18 protein-coding genes and 5 tRNA genes are annotated in these 14,742 nt (G+C 70.9%); 17 read left to right on the top strand and 6 right to left on the bottom strand.

The features are described from left to right. Positions 1–24: 24 nt before the first annotated feature. The 7 genes from ACWCPM_RS12140 (at position 25) to ACWCPM_RS12170 (ending at position 2,015) form a co-directional block, all read left to right on the top strand. A complete protein-coding gene (locus tag ACWCPM_RS12140; protein ID WP_450976043.1) occupies positions 25–690 on the top strand; it encodes a DUF4241 domain-containing protein in 666 nt (221 codons plus the stop codon). A gap of 50 nt (positions 691–740) precedes the next feature. Further along, positions 741–1,472 carry an HAD family hydrolase gene (locus ACWCPM_RS12145; RefSeq protein ID WP_450976044.1) on the top strand — a complete coding sequence of 244 codons (732 nt, stop codon included), beginning with the start codon at positions 741–743 and terminating at the stop codon, positions 1,470–1,472. 92 nt (positions 1,473–1,564) lie between these two features. Beyond that, positions 1,565–1,636 (top strand) — tRNA-Gln (locus tag ACWCPM_RS12150). A 21-nt stretch (positions 1,637–1,657) separates the two neighbouring features. Beyond that, positions 1,658–1,730: transfer RNA gene (locus tag ACWCPM_RS12155), tRNA-Glu, on the top strand. Between the two features lie 19 nt (positions 1,731–1,749). Continuing rightward, a tRNA-Glu gene (locus ACWCPM_RS12160) sits at positions 1,750–1,822 on the top strand. Between the two features lie 20 nt (positions 1,823–1,842). Then, positions 1,843–1,914 (top strand) — tRNA-Gln (locus tag ACWCPM_RS12165). 28 nt (positions 1,915–1,942) lie between these two features. Further along, positions 1,943–2,015, top strand: a tRNA-Glu gene (locus ACWCPM_RS12170). A gap of 46 nt (positions 2,016–2,061) precedes the next feature. On the opposite strand, the gene ACWCPM_RS12175 is transcribed toward ACWCPM_RS12170, so the two are convergent. Further along, positions 2,062–2,709: a MerR family transcriptional regulator gene (locus tag ACWCPM_RS12175; protein ID WP_450976045.1), complete on the bottom strand. Its 648-nt coding sequence runs from the start codon at positions 2,707–2,709 to the stop codon at positions 2,062–2,064. 128 nt (positions 2,710–2,837) lie between these two features. Between ACWCPM_RS12175 and ACWCPM_RS12180 the strand changes: the two genes are divergently transcribed. Next, positions 2,838–3,320 (top strand): DUF4188 domain-containing protein, encoded by a 483-nt coding sequence (locus tag ACWCPM_RS12180; RefSeq protein ID WP_450976046.1) that lies wholly within the window; start codon positions 2,838–2,840, stop codon positions 3,318–3,320. Positions 3,321–3,507: 187 nt separating this feature from the next. Here ACWCPM_RS12180 and ndgR read toward each other — a convergent pair whose 3' ends face one another. After that, positions 3,508–4,224: an IclR family transcriptional regulator NdgR gene (gene ndgR, locus ACWCPM_RS12185; RefSeq protein WP_030928691.1), complete on the bottom strand. Its 717-nt coding sequence runs from the start codon at positions 4,222–4,224 to the stop codon at positions 3,508–3,510. A gap of 200 nt (positions 4,225–4,424) precedes the next feature. Between ndgR and leuC the strand changes: the two genes are divergently transcribed. The 4 genes from leuC to ACWCPM_RS12205 all read left to right on the top strand — a co-directional run bounded on the left by leuC (position 4,425) and on the right by ACWCPM_RS12205 (position 7,733). Next, a complete protein-coding gene (leuC, locus tag ACWCPM_RS12190; RefSeq protein ID WP_450976047.1) occupies positions 4,425–5,855 on the top strand; it encodes a 3-isopropylmalate dehydratase large subunit in 1,431 nt (476 codons plus the stop codon). Between the two features lie 5 nt (positions 5,856–5,860). Beyond that, positions 5,861–6,454, top strand: coding sequence for a 3-isopropylmalate dehydratase small subunit (gene leuD, locus ACWCPM_RS12195; RefSeq protein ID WP_450976048.1), 594 nt, complete (start codon positions 5,861–5,863; stop codon positions 6,452–6,454). A gap of 265 nt (positions 6,455–6,719) precedes the next feature. Beyond that, a complete protein-coding gene (locus ACWCPM_RS12200) occupies positions 6,720–6,950 on the top strand; it encodes an SCO5555 family protein (RefSeq protein WP_450976049.1) in 231 nt (76 codons plus the stop codon). Between the two features lie 138 nt (positions 6,951–7,088). Then, positions 7,089–7,733: an HU family DNA-binding protein gene (locus ACWCPM_RS12205; protein ID WP_450976050.1), complete on the top strand. Its 645-nt coding sequence runs from the start codon at positions 7,089–7,091 to the stop codon at positions 7,731–7,733. A gap of 75 nt (positions 7,734–7,808) precedes the next feature. Here the strand turns inward: ACWCPM_RS12205 and ACWCPM_RS12210 are convergent, their stop codons facing one another. Together ACWCPM_RS12210 and cofC are read right to left on the bottom strand one after the other, a co-directional pair. After that, on the bottom strand, positions 7,809–8,012 hold the full coding sequence (locus ACWCPM_RS12210; RefSeq protein WP_450976051.1) for a hypothetical protein: 204 nt from the start codon (positions 8,010–8,012) through the stop codon (positions 7,809–7,811). A 9-nt stretch (positions 8,013–8,021) separates the two neighbouring features. Beyond that, a complete protein-coding gene (gene cofC, locus ACWCPM_RS12215) occupies positions 8,022–8,660 on the bottom strand; it encodes a 2-phospho-L-lactate guanylyltransferase (protein WP_450976119.1) in 639 nt (212 codons plus the stop codon). A gap of 143 nt (positions 8,661–8,803) precedes the next feature. Here cofC and ACWCPM_RS12220 point away from each other — a divergent pair, with 143 nt between their 5' ends. Genes ACWCPM_RS12220 through ACWCPM_RS12230 form a run of 3 tightly spaced genes read left to right on the top strand, consistent with a single transcriptional unit; the run spans position 8,804 to position 11,914 of the window. Continuing rightward, complete coding sequence (locus ACWCPM_RS12220) at positions 8,804–9,691, top strand: lysophospholipid acyltransferase family protein (RefSeq protein ID WP_450976052.1); 888 nt, start codon at positions 8,804–8,806, stop codon at positions 9,689–9,691. Then, entirely contained in the window at positions 9,688–10,698 is a 1,011-nt protein-coding gene (locus tag ACWCPM_RS12225; RefSeq protein WP_450976053.1) for an NAD(P)H-dependent glycerol-3-phosphate dehydrogenase, read from the top strand. The genes ACWCPM_RS12220 and ACWCPM_RS12225 overlap by 4 nt, the downstream gene beginning before the upstream one ends. A gap of 58 nt (positions 10,699–10,756) precedes the next feature. Further along, the gene (locus tag ACWCPM_RS12230; protein WP_450976054.1) at positions 10,757–11,914 is read left to right on the top strand and encodes a D-alanine--D-alanine ligase family protein; all 1,158 of its coding nucleotides are present in this window, start codon (positions 10,757–10,759) and stop codon (positions 11,912–11,914) included. A gap of 13 nt (positions 11,915–11,927) precedes the next feature. Here the strand turns inward: ACWCPM_RS12230 and ACWCPM_RS12235 are convergent, their stop codons facing one another. Both ACWCPM_RS12235 and ACWCPM_RS12240 read right to left on the bottom strand, forming a co-directional pair. Beyond that, a complete protein-coding gene (locus ACWCPM_RS12235) occupies positions 11,928–12,425 on the bottom strand; it encodes a DUF3515 domain-containing protein (protein WP_450976055.1) in 498 nt (165 codons plus the stop codon). 20 nt (positions 12,426–12,445) lie between these two features. Then, positions 12,446–12,679, bottom strand: coding sequence for an Lrp/AsnC family transcriptional regulator (locus ACWCPM_RS12240; RefSeq protein ID WP_019068732.1), 234 nt, complete (start codon positions 12,677–12,679; stop codon positions 12,446–12,448). A gap of 248 nt (positions 12,680–12,927) precedes the next feature. Between ACWCPM_RS12240 and ACWCPM_RS12245 the strand changes: the two genes are divergently transcribed. Together ACWCPM_RS12245 and thiD are read left to right on the top strand one after the other, a co-directional pair. After that, on the top strand, positions 12,928–13,893 hold the full coding sequence (locus ACWCPM_RS12245; RefSeq protein WP_450976056.1) for a thiamine-phosphate kinase: 966 nt from the start codon (positions 12,928–12,930) through the stop codon (positions 13,891–13,893). Beyond that, positions 13,890–14,681 carry a bifunctional hydroxymethylpyrimidine kinase/phosphomethylpyrimidine kinase gene (gene thiD, locus ACWCPM_RS12250; protein WP_450976057.1) on the top strand — a complete coding sequence of 264 codons (792 nt, stop codon included), beginning with the start codon at positions 13,890–13,892 and terminating at the stop codon, positions 14,679–14,681. The genes ACWCPM_RS12245 and thiD overlap by 4 nt, the downstream gene beginning before the upstream one ends. Positions 14,682–14,742 lie beyond the last annotated feature (61 nt).

Genomic DNA, 14,742 nt, shown 5'->3' on the forward strand with positions numbered 1-14,742 from the left:
CACAAGATCCGGAAAGGCGCTGTCATGCCGATGTCCTCCCGTGACTACACCTGGCTGTTCACGCCGGGCAGCACGTTCACCCACGAGTCCGGGACGAGTGGCGTGATCCACGTGACCGACGGCGGGGAACTGGACCTGCCGACCGGCCAGGTCGTCGCCTGCGACCCGTTCGTGTACCTCGGCAGCGGCGACGTCGAACCCTTCACGGCCACCGTCGCCCCCGGCCGCTACCGGGTGGAGGCCGCCGTCGCGACCCTCGGCGAGCCCGAGGCCGACGAGCCCCATCGCCGTGTGGCGGCGGCCCGGCTGGTGATCCGCGACGAACCCGCGCAGACCTGGGAGTTGGCCCTGCTCCCCGGCCAGGACCTCGCCGAACTGGAGGACGACGAGTTCTTCGGCTACGGCGTGGACGCCGGCACCGGCTGCTTCTACGACGCCGCGGCCGAGAAGGGCTTCCAGGAGACGGAGGGTGACGAGGGCCCGCTGTGGGACGCCTTCGAGGACAGCGACTGGTCGGCGGTGGTCCACCTGGTCGCGTCCCCCGACACGGGGCACACCGTGGCCGCCTTCACCTCCGGCTGGGGCGACGGCGCCTACCCCACCTGGATCGGCCGCACCGCGTCCGGCGAGATCACCTGCTTTCTCACCGACTTCTTCGTGGCCCCGGACCCGGGCGACGGGGCGGCCTGACGATCGCCGATCCGCCTCCGCGCCGCCGGGGGCGGAGCTACCGTCGGAACATGAGCATTCGGGCGGTGGTCTGGGACGTCGACGACACGCTGTTCGACTACACGACCGCGGACCGCGCGGGGATGCACGCGCACCTCGCGGCCGAGGGCCTGCTCGACGGGTTCGGGAGCGCCGGGCAGGCCCTCGCGCGGTGGCGGGCGGTCACCGACGACCAGTGGGCGCGGTTCGCCGCCGGTGAGGTGTCCTTCGAGGGGCAGCGACGCGACCGCGTGCGGGTGTTCCTGGAGCGGGAACTCACGGACGCCGCGGCGGAGGCCTGGTTCGCGCGGTACATCGGGCACTACGAGGCCGCCTGGGCCCTCTTCCCGGACGTGCTGCCCGTCCTCGACACCCTCGCCGCCAGCCACCGCCACGCGGTGCTCTCCAACTCCAGCCTGCACGTCCAGGACCGCAAACTGCGCGTGCTCGGCGTCCACGACCGCTTCGAGGCGATCCTGTGCGCCGCCGAGCTCGGCGTCTCCAAGCCGCAGGCCGGCGCCTTCCTCGCGGCGTGCGAGGCGCTGGACCTGCCGCCGCACCTGGTCGCGTACGTCGGCGACCACCCGGAGATCGACTGGCGCGGTGCCGCCGACGCCGGGCTGGTCTCGGTGTGGATCGATCGCGACGGAGCGCACACCTGGGCCGACGCTCCGGCCGGCGCGCACCGGATCGCCTCCCTCGCCGAACTCCCCGCGATCCTCGGCTCGGATAGTCGTTTTGGAGCCCCGTCCACCTTCAGGTAATGTTCTTCCTGCGCCGCCGGGGAACGGGCCGAAAGGCCAGAACCCGGGGGAGCGAACTAGAACGAGATCCCCTGTAGGGGCTTGCGTTCCAGTGGCCTATGGTGTAATTGGCAGCACGACTGATTCTGGTTCAGTTAGTCTTGGTTCGAGTCCAGGTAGGCCAGCTCGCAGAGCTTATCTGCAAAGCCCCCGTTGTGTAGCGGCCTAGCACGCTGCCCTCTCACGGCAGTAGCGCCGGTTCGAATCCGGTCGGGGGTACTGATCCGTAAGGATCTAGGCCCCCGTTGTGTAGCGGCCTAGCACGCCGCCCTCTCAAGGCGGTAGCGCCGGTTCGAATCCGGTCGGGGGTACTGTCTGGTCTAAACCATATTGGTCTATGGTGTAATTGGCAGCACGACTGATTCTGGTTCAGTTAGTCTTGGTTCGAGTCCAGGTAGACCAGCTCGGGCCTGCGGAAACGCAGAGTCCACGCCCCCGTTGTGTAGCGGCCTAGCACGCTGCCCTCTCACGGCAGTAGCGCCGGTTCGAATCCGGTCGGGGGTACGTGATCGAGGGGCCTCCACTTCGGTGGGGGCCCCTCGTCGTGTGTTCAGTGCCTGCCGAACCTGCGGCGTGACTCCTCCGCCTCCGCCAGCCTGCGCAGCGCGAGCAGCACCGGCTCGTACAGCACGGTCAGCGCCACCGCCGCCTCCACCTGCTCGTCCGCCGTCCCGCCGTAGCGCTCCACGAGGTCCAGGTCGTTGACGGCGAGCCGCCCCAGGGCGCGGGCGTACGGCTCCAAGTCCTCGAAGGCGCAGGGATATCCGAGCCGCTCCAGCGTGGCGATCGCGTTCACCAGCATCCCGTACGCCGGAGGCTGCGCGTCGGTCACGGGACCGTAGCTCCAGCCGAGCAGTTCCAGCAGGCGGTCGGCGCGCTGCCGTGCCGCACCGGTCGCCGGGTCGTCGGGGCCGGCGGGCCCGCCGTGGGGCAGGGCCCAGACAGCGGTGCCCAGGCGTTCGTTCTGATCCAGGGAGTCGTCGTCCAGCGCCGCGAGCACCTCACGGGCGGAGGCCACGGAGACCCCGCCGACCTGGATCAGCGCCCGCACCAGGCGCAGCCGGCGCAGGTGCTCCTCGCCGTACTCGGCCTGGGTGGCGGTGATCCGGCGGCCCGGCGGCAGCAGCCCCTCACGCAGATAGAACTTCACCGTGGCGGTGGCGACACCGCTGCGCCTGCTCAGCTCGGACAGCCTCATGGCCGGGCGACTCCCTTGCTCTTTCCCCTTGCGTCCCACATTGGAGAGTGTCACTATCCAATCATGGATAGCGGCACTATCCAATCGCTGTCCTCAAGGACTGTCTCAGGGGGAAGGTGGGTTTCGTCATGGGTGACAAGCCGATCGCGGGGCGAACGACCGCGGACGCGCACGGGGACGTCGTGGTGTTCGTGATCGGGATGCGTTTCAACAGCCTTCTGGCGGTGCGCAGTTGGCTGCCGGTGGTGCGGGCGATGCCACGGATGCTGCGGGAGCTGTCGCGGGAGCGGGAGCACGGGATGCTCGGCGCGCAGACCCTGCTGGGGCCGCGGGTGCTGTACGTGGTGCAGTACTGGGAATCGACCGACAAGCTCTTCGCGTACGCCTCCGCCGCGGACAAGGAGCACCGGCCCGCCTGGGCGGCGTTCAACCGGCGGGTGCGCGAGGGGAAGGACAAGGTCGGCTTCTGGCACGAGACGTACGCCGTGCCGGCCGGCGGCTACGAGTCGGTGTACGTGAACATGCCCGCCTTCGGGCTCGGCCGGGCCACGGGTGTGGTGCCGGTCGCCCGGCGCGGTGAGCGGGCGGCCGAGCGACTCCGGGCGGTCTGAGCGGAACGGGACCGGAACCACTGAAGCACTGTGCGCCCTGGGGGCCCGCCGCGGCGTCGAGGCCGGCCCCCAGGGCGTCTTCGTGCTGTATGGACGGCCGGTGTGGCCTGTGTGACCGGAGTGACTTGCGTGGCCTGTGCCGGATCGAGCGGTCCGTGTGGTCGGTCCGGCCTGTGGGTCTCGCGGGTCAGCCGTTGCGGCGGAGGGCCTCGGAGAGCCGGGCCGCGGAGTCGATGACCGCCTGGGCGTGCATCCGGCCGGGGTGGCGGGTCAGGCGCTCGATGGGGCCGGAGACCGAGACGGCGGCCACCACGCGGTTCGACGGGCCGCGCACGGGCGCGGACACGGACGCGACGCCCGGCTCCCGCTCGCCGATCGACTGAGCCCAGCCCCGGCGTCGCACTCCGGACAGTGCCGTCGCCGTGAAGCGGGCGCCCTGCAGGCCCCGGTGCAGGCGCTCCGGTTCCTCCCAGGCCATGAGGATCTGCGCGGAGGAGCCCGCCTTCATCGTGAGCGTCGAACCGACCGGGACGGTGTCCCGCAGTCCGGACAGGCGTTCCGCGGCGGCGACGCAGATGCGCATGTCGCCCTGGCGGCGGTAGAGCTGCGCGCTCTCGCCCGTGATGTCCCGGAGGTGGGTCAGCACCGGCCCCGCGGTGGCAAGGAGACGGTCCTCACCGGCCGCCGCGGCCAGCTCGGCCAGGCGCGGCCCGAGGATGAAACGGCCCTGCATGTCGCGCGCCACCATGCGGTGGTGTTCCAAAGCCACGGCCAGGCGGTGAGCCGTGGGTCGTGCCAGTCCGGTGGCCGCGACCAGACCCGCGAGGGTGGCCGGCCCCGACTCCAGAGCGCTCAGGACGAGTGCCGCCTTGTCCAGAACGCCGACGCCGCTACTGTTGTCCATGAAACGATACTTGCGTCTCACTCTGTGAAACGCAAGTTCAATTTCCGGTGGAACGCGCCACCCTTGATGTCACGAAGTCACAGCGGCCCGGTGGATGGAAGGGCCTCGCGGCGGACACGCGGAGAACGGTGCGTGGGCTGCCGCTCCTCAAGATCTCTAGTTGGGTCGGCACACCATATGTGCCGTCCGGAGGGAAAGCGATGGGTAGGACACTCGCGGAGAAGGTCTGGGACGACCATGTCGTCCGGCGCGCCGAGGGCGAGCCCGACCTCCTCTACATCGATCTGCACCTGCTGCACGAGGTGACCAGCCCGCAGGCCTTCGACGGCCTTCGCCAGAGCGGCCGGCCGGTGCGCCGACTCGACCTGACCATCGCGACCGAGGACCACAACACCCCGACCCTCGACATCGACAAGCCCATCGCCGACCCTGTCTCCCGCGCCCAGCTGGAGACACTGCGCAAGAACTGCGCCGAGTTCGGTGTGCGTCTGCATCCGCTCGGTGACGTCGAGCAGGGCGTCGTCCACGTCGTGGGCCCGCAGCTGGGTCTGACCCAGCCCGGCACCACCGTGGTCTGCGGCGACTCGCACACCTCCACGCACGGCGCGTTCGGCGCGCTGGCGTTCGGCATCGGCACCTCGCAGGTCGAGCATGTGCTGGCCACCCAGACGCTGCCCATGGCCCGCCCGAAGACCATGGCGATCACCGTGGACGGCGCGCTGCCCGAAGGCGTCACCGCCAAGGACCTGATCCTGGCGATCATCGCCCGGATCGGCACCGGCGGCGGCCAGGGCTACATCCTGGAGTACCGCGGCGAGGCCATCGAGAAGCTCTCGATGGAGGCCCGGATGACCATCTGCAACATGTCGATCGAGGCCGGCGCCCGCGCGGGCATGATCGCCCCGGACGAGACCACGTTCGCCTACCTCCAGGGCCGCCCGCACGCCCCCGAGGGCGCCGACTGGGACGCCGCGGTCGCTTACTGGAAGACCCTGAGGACCGACGACGACGCCGAGTTCGACGCCGAGGTCGTCATCGACGCCGCCGCGCTGTCGCCGTTCGTCACCTGGGGCACCAACCCCGGCCAGGGCGCACCGCTTTCGGCGGACGTCCCCGACCCCGCATCGTACGAAGACGCTTCGGAGCGCTTCGCCGCCGAAAAGGCCCTGGAGTACATGGGGTTGGAGGCCGGGCAGCCGCTGCGCTCCATCGAGGTGGACACCGTCTTCGTAGGCTCCTGCACCAACGGCCGCATCGAGGACCTGCGCGCCGCCGCGGACCTGCTGCGGGGCCGCAAAGTCGCCGACGGCGTACGGATGCTGGTCGTACCGGGCTCCGCGCGGGTCGGTCTGCAGGCCGTCTCCGAGGGGCTGGACGTCGTCTTCAAGGAGGCCGGCGCCGAATGGCGGCACGCGGGCTGCTCCATGTGTCTGGGCATGAACCCCGACCAGCTGGCCCCCGGTGAGCGCTCGGCGTCCACCTCCAACCGCAACTTCGAGGGCAGGCAGGGCAAGGGCGGCCGTACGCATCTGGTGTCGCCGCAGGTCGCCGCCGCGACGGCGGTCCTGGGGCACCTCGCCGCCCCGGCCGACCTCTCCCACGCCGAGACCCGTACGCCCGCTGGAGTCTGAGGATCATGGAAGCATTCACCACGCACACCGGCCGGGCCGTCCCGCTGCGCCGCAGCAACGTCGACACCGACCAGATCATCCCCGCCCACTGGCTCAAGAAGGTGACCCGGGACGGGTTCGAGGACGGGCTCTTCGAGGCCTGGCGCAAGGACCCGGAGTTCGTGCTCAACCGGCCCGAGCGCCAGGGGGCGACCGTACTGGTCGCCGGCCCCGACTTCGGTACCGGCTCCTCGCGTGAGCACGCCGTCTGGGCGTTGCAGAACTACGGCTTCAAGACCGTGGTCTCCTCCCGCTTCGCCGACATCTTCCGGGGCAACTCGCTGAAGAACGGCCTGCTCACGGTCGTGCTGGAGCAGAAGGTCGTGGACGCGCTGTGGGAGCTCACCGAGCGCGACCCGCAGGCCGAGGTGACCGTCGACCTGGTCGGGCGCGAGGTGCGGGCGGAGGGCGTCACCGCCTCCTTCGAGCTGGACGAGAACTCCCGCTGGCGGCTGCTGAACGGGCTGGACGACATCTCCCTCACGCTGCAGAACGAGGACGACATCGCCGCCTACGAGGCGGTGCGGCCCGCCTACAAGCCGCGCACGCTGAAGGTCTGAACCTTCGGCCCCCGGCGGTCGCTTTTCGGCCACCCCAACACCCCGGCTGTACCCCCGATCGGCCCGATCGGGGGTGCGGCCTTTTTTCACACCCGGATGGCCGCACCCGGCCCGTTCCGTGCCTTCAACTCGCCACGTTATGCCGGTTGTTGTCGGGGTACGCGGGACTTGACAACGCGGCCTCGGCAGCGTGCCGGAGGGCCGTTCTCGGCGCCAGTTACCCCCCGGGCAGGCGACAACTCGCCCCAGATGGCACAATCTGTGCATGGAACGCGACGGCCAACTCAGGCTCTATGCGGCGGTCGCGGACCAACTCAAAGAAGCGCACGCAAGGGTGCGCGCACTGCAAGTCCCGGAGGGCGTACGGATGGCGCTGACCCGGAAGCTGCTGGTCATCACGGCCGCGGCCAAACACGACCTCGCCGACGCGACAAAGCGTCTGGAGCGGTTCATCGACGACCTCGAAGCGGGGCGATTCCCCGAAGAGGAAGGCTGAATCGCGTCAGGAGCAGCCGAGTCGGTTGCGGCACAAGGGTGATTAGCCCGTTTCGTGTTTGATTTGCGGTATATATCTGCCTAACGTGCGAAAAAGCTTGAACACTTTCGTTCTGGCGATGTCTCCGAAGGGGAAGACGTGAACAAGGCGCAGCTCGTAGAAGCGATTGCCGACAAGATGGGCGGCCGCCAGCAGGCCGCCGAAGCTGTCGACCATGTACTGGACGCCATCGTCCGCGCCGTCGTCGCAGGTGAGCGGGTGTCGGTCACCGGTTTCGGCTCATTCGAGAAGGTCGACCGTCCGGCTCGCTACGCCCGCAACCCCCAGACCGGCGAGCGGGTTCGGGTCAAGAAGACCTCGGTGCCGCGATTCCGCGCCGGCCAGGGCTTCAAGGACCTGGTGAGCGGCTCGAAGAAGCTCCCGCGCGGCGGCGAGGTGGCCGTCAAGAAGGCGCCCAAGGGCAGCCTGACCGGCGGTGCCGCGGCCACGGTCAAGAAGGCCGCGGCCAAGAAGACCGCCAAGGCGGCCGTGAAGAAGGCCACCACGGCCAAGAAGACGGTGGCCAAGAAGACGACGGCCGCCGCGAAGAAGACCACGGCCGCCGCGAAGAAGACGACCGCGAAGAAGACCTCGGCGACCGCCAAGACCACCGCCGCGAAGACCACGGCGAAGAAGGCGACGGCGAAGAAGGCCCCGGCGAAGAAGGCGGCCGCCACGAAGGCCCCCGCCAAGAAGACCTCGGCCCGCAAGACCACCGCCAAGAAGGCCACCGCCCGCAAGTAGACGAGGGCGCAGGGTACTCACGCGCCGGGCCGGACTCCGTCGGGGAGCCCGGCCCGCGGCGTGTTCAGGGGCAGGTCAGAGCGTCTGCAGCGTCACCAGCGTGATCCTCGGACGCTCCTTCGGCCCCTCCACCTCGAGCCGGACCCGCTGCCCGGGCCTCAGCAGTCGCAGCCCGCCCGCGTCGAACGCGGCGGCGTCGAAGGGCACCGGGGTCCCGTCGTCGAGCAGCACCTGCCCGCTGCGCGTCGCGGCGTCGTACGTGTAAGCGGTGGCGTGCATGACGGCAGCCTACTGCCCCGAAATCAGCAGCCGCGCGGTCGCCGCGGCCGTACGGGGCCCCACTCCGAGGGCGAGTGCCGCGCGCAGGTCCTCGGCGGTGTCCACGTCCTGGCGCACGGAATCCACGCCCGTGAGAGCGAGTTCCTGGGCCCCGCCGCAGCGATGGCGGGCCCGCGAATCCAAACCGAATGCCGGGAGCAATTCCCGGTCCGGTGCCGCCGCCAGCAGCGTCGTACCGATTGCCGCCGCATCCGCGAGAAATGCCCGCGGAAATTCCGCGGCCGCGTCCAGGACCTGGGCCAATTCCGCCGGCCGCAGCGCCGGAAGGTCGGCGTTCAAGGCCGCGACCGGGCTTTTCGGGCGCCGGGCGCGTACGGCCGCCGCCCCGTGTGCGAGCGCCGCGTTCAGGCCGCCCCCCGGTTCGTCGGAGACGACGCGGGCGCCCAGCGCGGCCAACTCCCGGCCGGCCAGTTCGTCGTCCGTGACAACTGCCACATCGCCCACGGCCGGGCTGGCCAGCGCCGCGGCCACCGTGTCCTGGGCGAAGGCGAGGGCGAGGCCCGGACGCAACGTGTCGGCCGCCGCGTCCGCGAGCCTGCTCTTGGCCCGCGCAAGCGACTTCACGGGTACCACCAAGGTCCACAGCACGGGCGTTCGTCCCTCTCTTGTCGCGGTCATTGTCACCCGACCCTCCCGGCGGGCGCGGGGTCGGGGCGTACGGTGTTCTCGACAGACCGACGGCCGGGGGCGACACTTGTGCGGCCCCCAGGCCTCAGAAGGAAGGTGTCCGTGTGCCCCGCCGCAGAATCGGCTTCTGGTACCGCCTCGCAGCGGTGATCTGTAAACCGCCGCTGGTGGTTCTGCTCAAGCGGGACTGGCGCGGAATGGAGCACATTCCGGCCGAGGGTGGCTTTATCACCGTGGTGAACCACAATTCACACGCCGACCCCTTCGCGTACGCGCACTTTCAGTACAACACCGGACGGGTTCCGCGATTCCTGGCGAAGAGCGGCCTTTTCAGGAAGGGATTCGTCGGAGCCATGATGCGTGGCACCGGCCAGATTCCCGTGTACCGGGAGAGCACGGACGCGCTGAGTGCCTTCCGGGCCGCGATCGACGCGGTGGAGCGCGGCGAATGCGTCGCGTTCTACCCCGAGGGCACCATCACCCGGGACCCGGACGGCTGGCCCATGACCGGCAAGACCGGTGCCGCGCGCGTCGCGCTGAAGACGAGGTGCCCGGTCGTCCCGGTCGCCCAGTGGGGCGCCAACGAACTGCTGCCGCCGTACGCCAAGAAGCCCAGTCTCCTCCCGCGCAAGACACATCGGGTGCTGGCGGGCCCCCCGGTGGACCTCTCGCGCTTCTACGACAAGGAGATGACCGCGGACGTGCTCAAGGAGGCCACCGAGGTCATCATGGCCGCGATCACCGGCCACCTGGAGGAGGTCCGCGGCGAGCGGGCCCCCGAGTCGCCGTACGACCCGAAGGACGAGCGCGTCGAGCAGCGGCGCCGGACGGAGGCCCAGAAGCTCGGGCGGACCGCCGTCGCCGAGCCGGGCGAGCACACGCTCGGAGGGCCGGTCCGGGAGACGACCCGGGACACCGGCCGTGAAGCGGCAGGTCAGACGGGTCGGGAAACGGCCGGGCAGGCCGGTGGCGAGGAGGGGCAGAGCAAGTGAGCAAGCCGGTCAAGGCGGCGGTCTTCGCCGCCGGTTCGTGGGGTACGGCGTTCGGGATGGTGCTCGCCGACGCGGGGTGCGAGGTCACCCTGTGGGCGCGCCGGGCGGAGGTAGCCGAGGCGGTCAACTCCGGCCGGACCAACCCCGACTACCTCCCGGGCTTCGAACTCCCCGGGAACCTGCGCGCCACCACCGACCCCGCCGAGGCGGCGGCCGACGCCGACTTCACGGTGCTGTCCATCCCCTCGCAGACGCTCCGCGGCAACCTCGCCGCCTGGGCGCCGCTGCTCGCCCCGGACACGGTCCTGGTCTCCCTGATGAAGGGCGTCGAACTCGGCTCCGCCATGCGGATGAGCGAGGTCGTGGCGGATGTCGCCGACGTGCCCGCCGAGCGGGTCGCCGTGGTCACCGGACCCAACCTCGCGCGCGAGGTCGCCGCCCGGATGCCGGCCGCCTCCGTGGTCGCCTGCACCGACGAGTCGGTCGCCCAGCGGCTCCAGGCCGCCTGCCACACCCCGTACTTCCGCCCGTACACCAACACCGACGTCGTCGGCTGCGAACTCGGCGGCGCGGTCAAGAACGTCATCGGCCTGGCCGTCGGCATCGCGGACGGCATGGGGCTCGGCGACAACGCCAAGGGCTCGCTGATCACCCGCGGCCTCGCGGAGACGACCCGGCTGGGCCTGGCGATGGGCGCGGACCCGCTGACCTTCTCCGGCCTCGCGGGCCTCGGCGACCTGGTGGCCACCTGCTCCTCGCCGCTCTCGCGCAACCACACCTTCGGCACCAACCTCGGCAGGGGCATGACCCTGGAGGAGACCATCGCGGTCACCAAGCAGACCGCCGAGGGCGTCAAGTCCTGCGAGTCGGTGCTGGATCTGGCGCGACGGCACGGCGTCGACATGCCGATCACCGAGACGGTGGTCGAAATCGTGCACGAGGGCAAGCCGCCCGTGGTCGCCCTCAAGGAGCTGATGTCGCGCAGCGCGAAGGCGGAACGACGCTGAGCGACGCGGCCGACGGACGCTGTGTCCGGCTCCTACCACCGGGTACTCTCAACGCGATATGAGCACCGAGAACCTCCCCCAGAGCCCCGAGCAGCCGTCCCGCAAGCCGCGTGTGGCCGTCGTGTTCGGCGGGCGCAGCTCCGAGCACGGGATCTCCGTGGTCACCGCCGGCGCCGTACTGCGGGCCGTCGACCGGACCAAGTACGAGGTCCTGCCGATCGGCATCACCCAGGACGGCCGGTGGGCGCTCACCGCCGACGAGCCGGAGCGGATGGCGATCAGCGACCGCCGTACGCCCACCGTCGAGGACCTCGCCGACTCGGGCGAAGGCGCCGTCGTGCTCCCCGTCGACCCCGCGAACCGCGAAGTCGTCTACAGCGAGCCGGGATCCGTGCCCAAGGCCCTGGGCGAGGTCGACGTGGTCTTCCCGGTGCTCCACGGCCCGTACGGCGAGGACGGCACCCTCCAGGGCCTCCTGGAACTCTCCGGCGTCCCCTACGTCGGCTCCGGCGTGCTCTCCTCGGCGGTCGGCCAGGACAAGGAGTACATGAAGCGGGTGTTCACCTCGTTCGGGCTGCGGGTGGGCCCTTACCTGGTGGTCCGGCCCCGTGAGTGGCAGCGCGACCGGGAGGGGGCCCGGCGGCGGATCGCCGAGTTCTCCGGCGAGCACGGCTGGCCGCTGTTCGTGAAGCCCGCGCGCGCGGGGTCGTCGATCGGCATCACCAAGGTCGAGTCCTTCGAGGGCCTCGACGAGGCGATCGCCGAGGCCCAGCGCCACGACCCGAAGATCATCGTCGAGGCGGCGCTGCGCGGCCGTGAGATCGAGTGCGGTGTCCTGGAGTTCGAGGACGGTCCCCGGGCGTCCGTCCCGGCGGAGATCCCGCCCCCGGAGGCGCACGCCTACTACGACTTCGAGGCGAAGTACATCGACTCGACCCCCGGCCTCGTCCCGGCACCCCTCACCGACGAGCAGACCGCCGAGGTGCAGAAGCTCGCCGTGGACGCGTTCGAGGCGGCGTCCTGCGAGGGCCTGGTCCGCGCGGACTTCTTCCTCACCGAGGACGGGGAGTTCGTGATCAACGAGATCAACACGATGCCCGGCTTCACACCGATCTCGATGTACCCGCAGATGTGGCAGGCGAGCGGCGTGACCTACGCCGAGCTGGTGGACCGCCTGATCCAGGCGGCCCTGGACCGATCGACGGGCTTGCGCTGACCCGTCGCCGCGATCAGTCGGCGATCCCCTCGGGAATCGCCGACTTCACCGCCGGGGCCAGATCGACGAGAACCCCCGCGCTGTCCTGCCCCTCGGGCACGCTCACCTCGACGTACGCCGTGCGGTTCGCGCTGGTGAACCGGTAGCCCCCGTCGGCCGCCTCCTGCAGCCAGTCGACGCCGTTCACACCCCCCGCCACGGCGTCGGGGTCCCCGCCCTCGGCCACCTTCGGGTCGATCATCTTCGGCGGCCGGACCACCCCGCAGCGCAGTATGATCACCGGGCTTCCCCAGCCCGCCGTGAGCACGGAACCGGGCTCGGGGTCGTTCCGGCCGAGGCCGTCCACCGTGTGGGGCAGCGCCTTGTCCAGGTTCTGGCACAGCTTCGTGACCGCCGGGGAGGGGCTGGGAACCGCGACGCTCGCGCCGTCGTCTGCCGAGGAGCAGCCCACGACGGCGATCAGCAGCGCGGACGCGGGCAGACCGATGAGCCGGTGACGGGAAATCTTCACCGGCCAAGGGTAGACGGGGACTACAGATGGACGACCGGGCAGGTCAGGGTGCGGGTGATGCCGTCCACTTGCTGGACCTTGGCGACCACCATGCGGCCCAGGTCGTCGACGGTGTCGGCCTGGGCGCGCACGATGACGTCGTACGGTCCCGTCACGTCCTCGGCCTGGATCACACCAGGGATCTTGCTGATGGTGTCGGCGACGGTCGACGCCTTGCCGACCTCGGTCTGGATCAGGATGTACGCCTGTACCACGGAACCTCCAGGGCGGCCACGAGGATCATGTGGGGAAAAGGAACGCCACGGTATCGCGTCCCCGCTCGTCGCGGGGAGACCTGCGCCGACCAGGGCACGCGCGCCGGGGTACGGGCAGGACGGAAATTGACGTACGGGTGGGCCGGAAGGACGGCCGAGGGGGGCCGGTCGGCGGTCACCGCGACCGTATCCAGGACACTGATGGCCCGCGACCGGACACGCACAGGGACAGAAGGGGTGCAAGGGAAATGAAGGGGACCGTCGGTGAGCTCGGGGAGTTCGGGCTCATCAGGGAGCTCACCTCCCGCCTCACCACCACCCCGGCGGTGCGGGTCGGGCCGGGGGACGACGCCGCGGTGGTCGCCGCGCCCGACCGCCGGGTCGTGGCCAGCACCGACATCCTGCTGGAGGGACGGCACTTCCGCCGGGACTGGTCCACGGCGTACGACGTCGGGCGCAAGGCCGCCGCGCAGAACCTCGCCGACATCGCCGCCATGGGCGCCGTGCCGACCGCGCTGCTGCTCGGGCTGGTCGTGCCGGCCGAACTCCCGGTCACGTGGCCGACCGAGCTGATGGACGGGCTGCGCGACGAGTGCCAGGTCGCGGGCGCCTCCGTGGTCGGCGGCGATGTCGTGCGCGGGGACACCATCACGGTGTCGATCACCGCGCTCGGCGACCTGCGCAACCAGGAGCCTGTCACGCGGTCCGGCGCGCAGCCCGGCGACCTCGTCGCGGTGACCGGCTGGCTGGGCTGGTCGGCCGCCGGATACGCGGTCCTCTCACGGGGCTTCCGCTCGCCGCGCGCCTTCGTCGAGGCACATCGGCGCCCCGAGCCGCCTTACCACGCCGGTCCGGCGGCGGCCGGGCTGGGCGCGACGGCGATGTGCGACGTCAGCGACGGGCTGATCGCGGACCTCGGGCACATCGCGGAGGCGAGCAAGGTCCGCATCGACGTCCGGTCCGGCGCCATCGACATCCCCTCGCAGATGCACGACATCGGTCAGGCGGTGGGCGTCGACCCGCTCCAGTGGGTGCTCACCGGGGGGGAGGACCACGCGATCGTGGCGACCTTCCCGCCGGACGTGAAGCTGCCGGCCCGCTGGAAGGTGATCGGCGAGGTGCTCAACCCGTCCGCGCTGCCCCAGGTGACCGTCGACGGGGCACCCTGGACCTCCAAGGGCGGCTGGGACCACTTCGGAGGGATCGAGTCATGAGCGCGCCCCCCAGGGTGCTGACCGTCGCCGGGTCCGACTCCGGCGGCGGCGCCGGCATCCAGGCCGACCTGAAGACCATGCTCGCGCTCGGTGTGCACGGCATGAGCGTGGTCACGGCGGTGACCGCGCAGAACAGCCTCGGTGTGCAGGGCGCCTGGGAACTGCCCGTGGAGGCCGTGCGGGCCCAGTACCGCAGCGTCGTCGACGACATCGGCGTCCAGGCCGTGAAGACCGGGATGCTGGCCTCGGCGGAACTGGTCGAGGCGGTGGCGGAGTTGATCATCGGTACGGACGCCCCGGCCGTCGTCGACCCGGTGGGGGTCTCCAAGCACGGCGACTCGCTGCTGGCGGCCTCCGCGCTGGACTCGGTACGGACCGAGCTGCTGCCGGCCGCGACCGTGGTGACCCCCAACCTCGACGAGGTGACGCAACTGACCGGGCTGAGGGTGGAGTCCGAGGCCGGGATGCGCGAGGCGGCCGAGGCCATGCTGGCGTACGGGCCGCGATGGGTCGTGATCAAGGGCGGACATCTGCGCGGGGAGGCGGTGGACTTGCTCTCCGACGGTTCCGAGGAGATCTGGCTGCGCGCGCCCCGGCACGACAACCGGCACACCCACGGGACAGGCTGCACGCTGGCCTCGGCGATCGCGTGCGGTCTGGCGCGAGGGCTGGCCGTGCCGGAAGCGGTAAGGGCGGCGAAGGAGTACGTCACCGGGGCGATCGCGGCCGGGTTCGCGCTCGGCGGCGGGATCGGGCCGGTGGATCACGGCTGGCGGTTCCGCCACTGACGTCCTGCGCGCGATCCGTGCGCGGGGCACCCGGCGGAAGCGCACAGCAAGAAGCCGGTCC

Source organism: Streptomyces sp. NPDC002309, assembly GCF_053593375.1.

Bases quoted from the DNA above. Each gene is read 5' to 3' on its own strand.
- ACWCPM_RS12210 (WP_450976051.1), bottom strand. From the start codon at position 8,012: ATGCACGCCACCGCTTACACGTACGACGCCGCGACGCGCAGCGGGCAG.
- leuC (WP_450976047.1), top strand. From the start codon at position 4,425: ATGGGTAGGACACTCGCGGAGAAGGTCTGGGACGACCATGTCGTCCGG.
- ACWCPM_RS12200 (WP_450976049.1), top strand. From the start codon at position 6,720: ATGGAACGCGACGGCCAACTCAGGCTCTATGCGGCGGTCGCGGACCAA.
- leuD (WP_450976048.1), top strand. From the start codon at position 5,861: ATGGAAGCATTCACCACGCACACCGGCCGGGCCGTCCCGCTGCGCCGC.
- ACWCPM_RS12230 (WP_450976054.1), top strand. From the start codon at position 10,757: ATGAGCACCGAGAACCTCCCCCAGAGCCCCGAGCAGCCGTCCCGCAAG.
- ACWCPM_RS12180 (WP_450976046.1), top strand. From the start codon at position 2,838: ATGGGTGACAAGCCGATCGCGGGGCGAACGACCGCGGACGCGCACGGG.
- ACWCPM_RS12245 (WP_450976056.1), top strand. From the start codon at position 12,928: ATGAAGGGGACCGTCGGTGAGCTCGGGGAGTTCGGGCTCATCAGGGAG.
- ACWCPM_RS12140 (WP_450976043.1), top strand. From the start codon at position 25: ATGCCGATGTCCTCCCGTGACTACACCTGGCTGTTCACGCCGGGCAGC.
- ACWCPM_RS12145 (WP_450976044.1), top strand. From the start codon at position 741: ATGAGCATTCGGGCGGTGGTCTGGGACGTCGACGACACGCTGTTCGAC.
- thiD (WP_450976057.1), top strand. From the start codon at position 13,890: ATGAGCGCGCCCCCCAGGGTGCTGACCGTCGCCGGGTCCGACTCCGGC.
- ndgR (WP_030928691.1), bottom strand. From the start codon at position 4,224: ATGGACAACAGTAGCGGCGTCGGCGTTCTGGACAAGGCGGCACTCGTC.
- ACWCPM_RS12175 (WP_450976045.1), bottom strand. From the start codon at position 2,709: ATGAGGCTGTCCGAGCTGAGCAGGCGCAGCGGTGTCGCCACCGCCACG.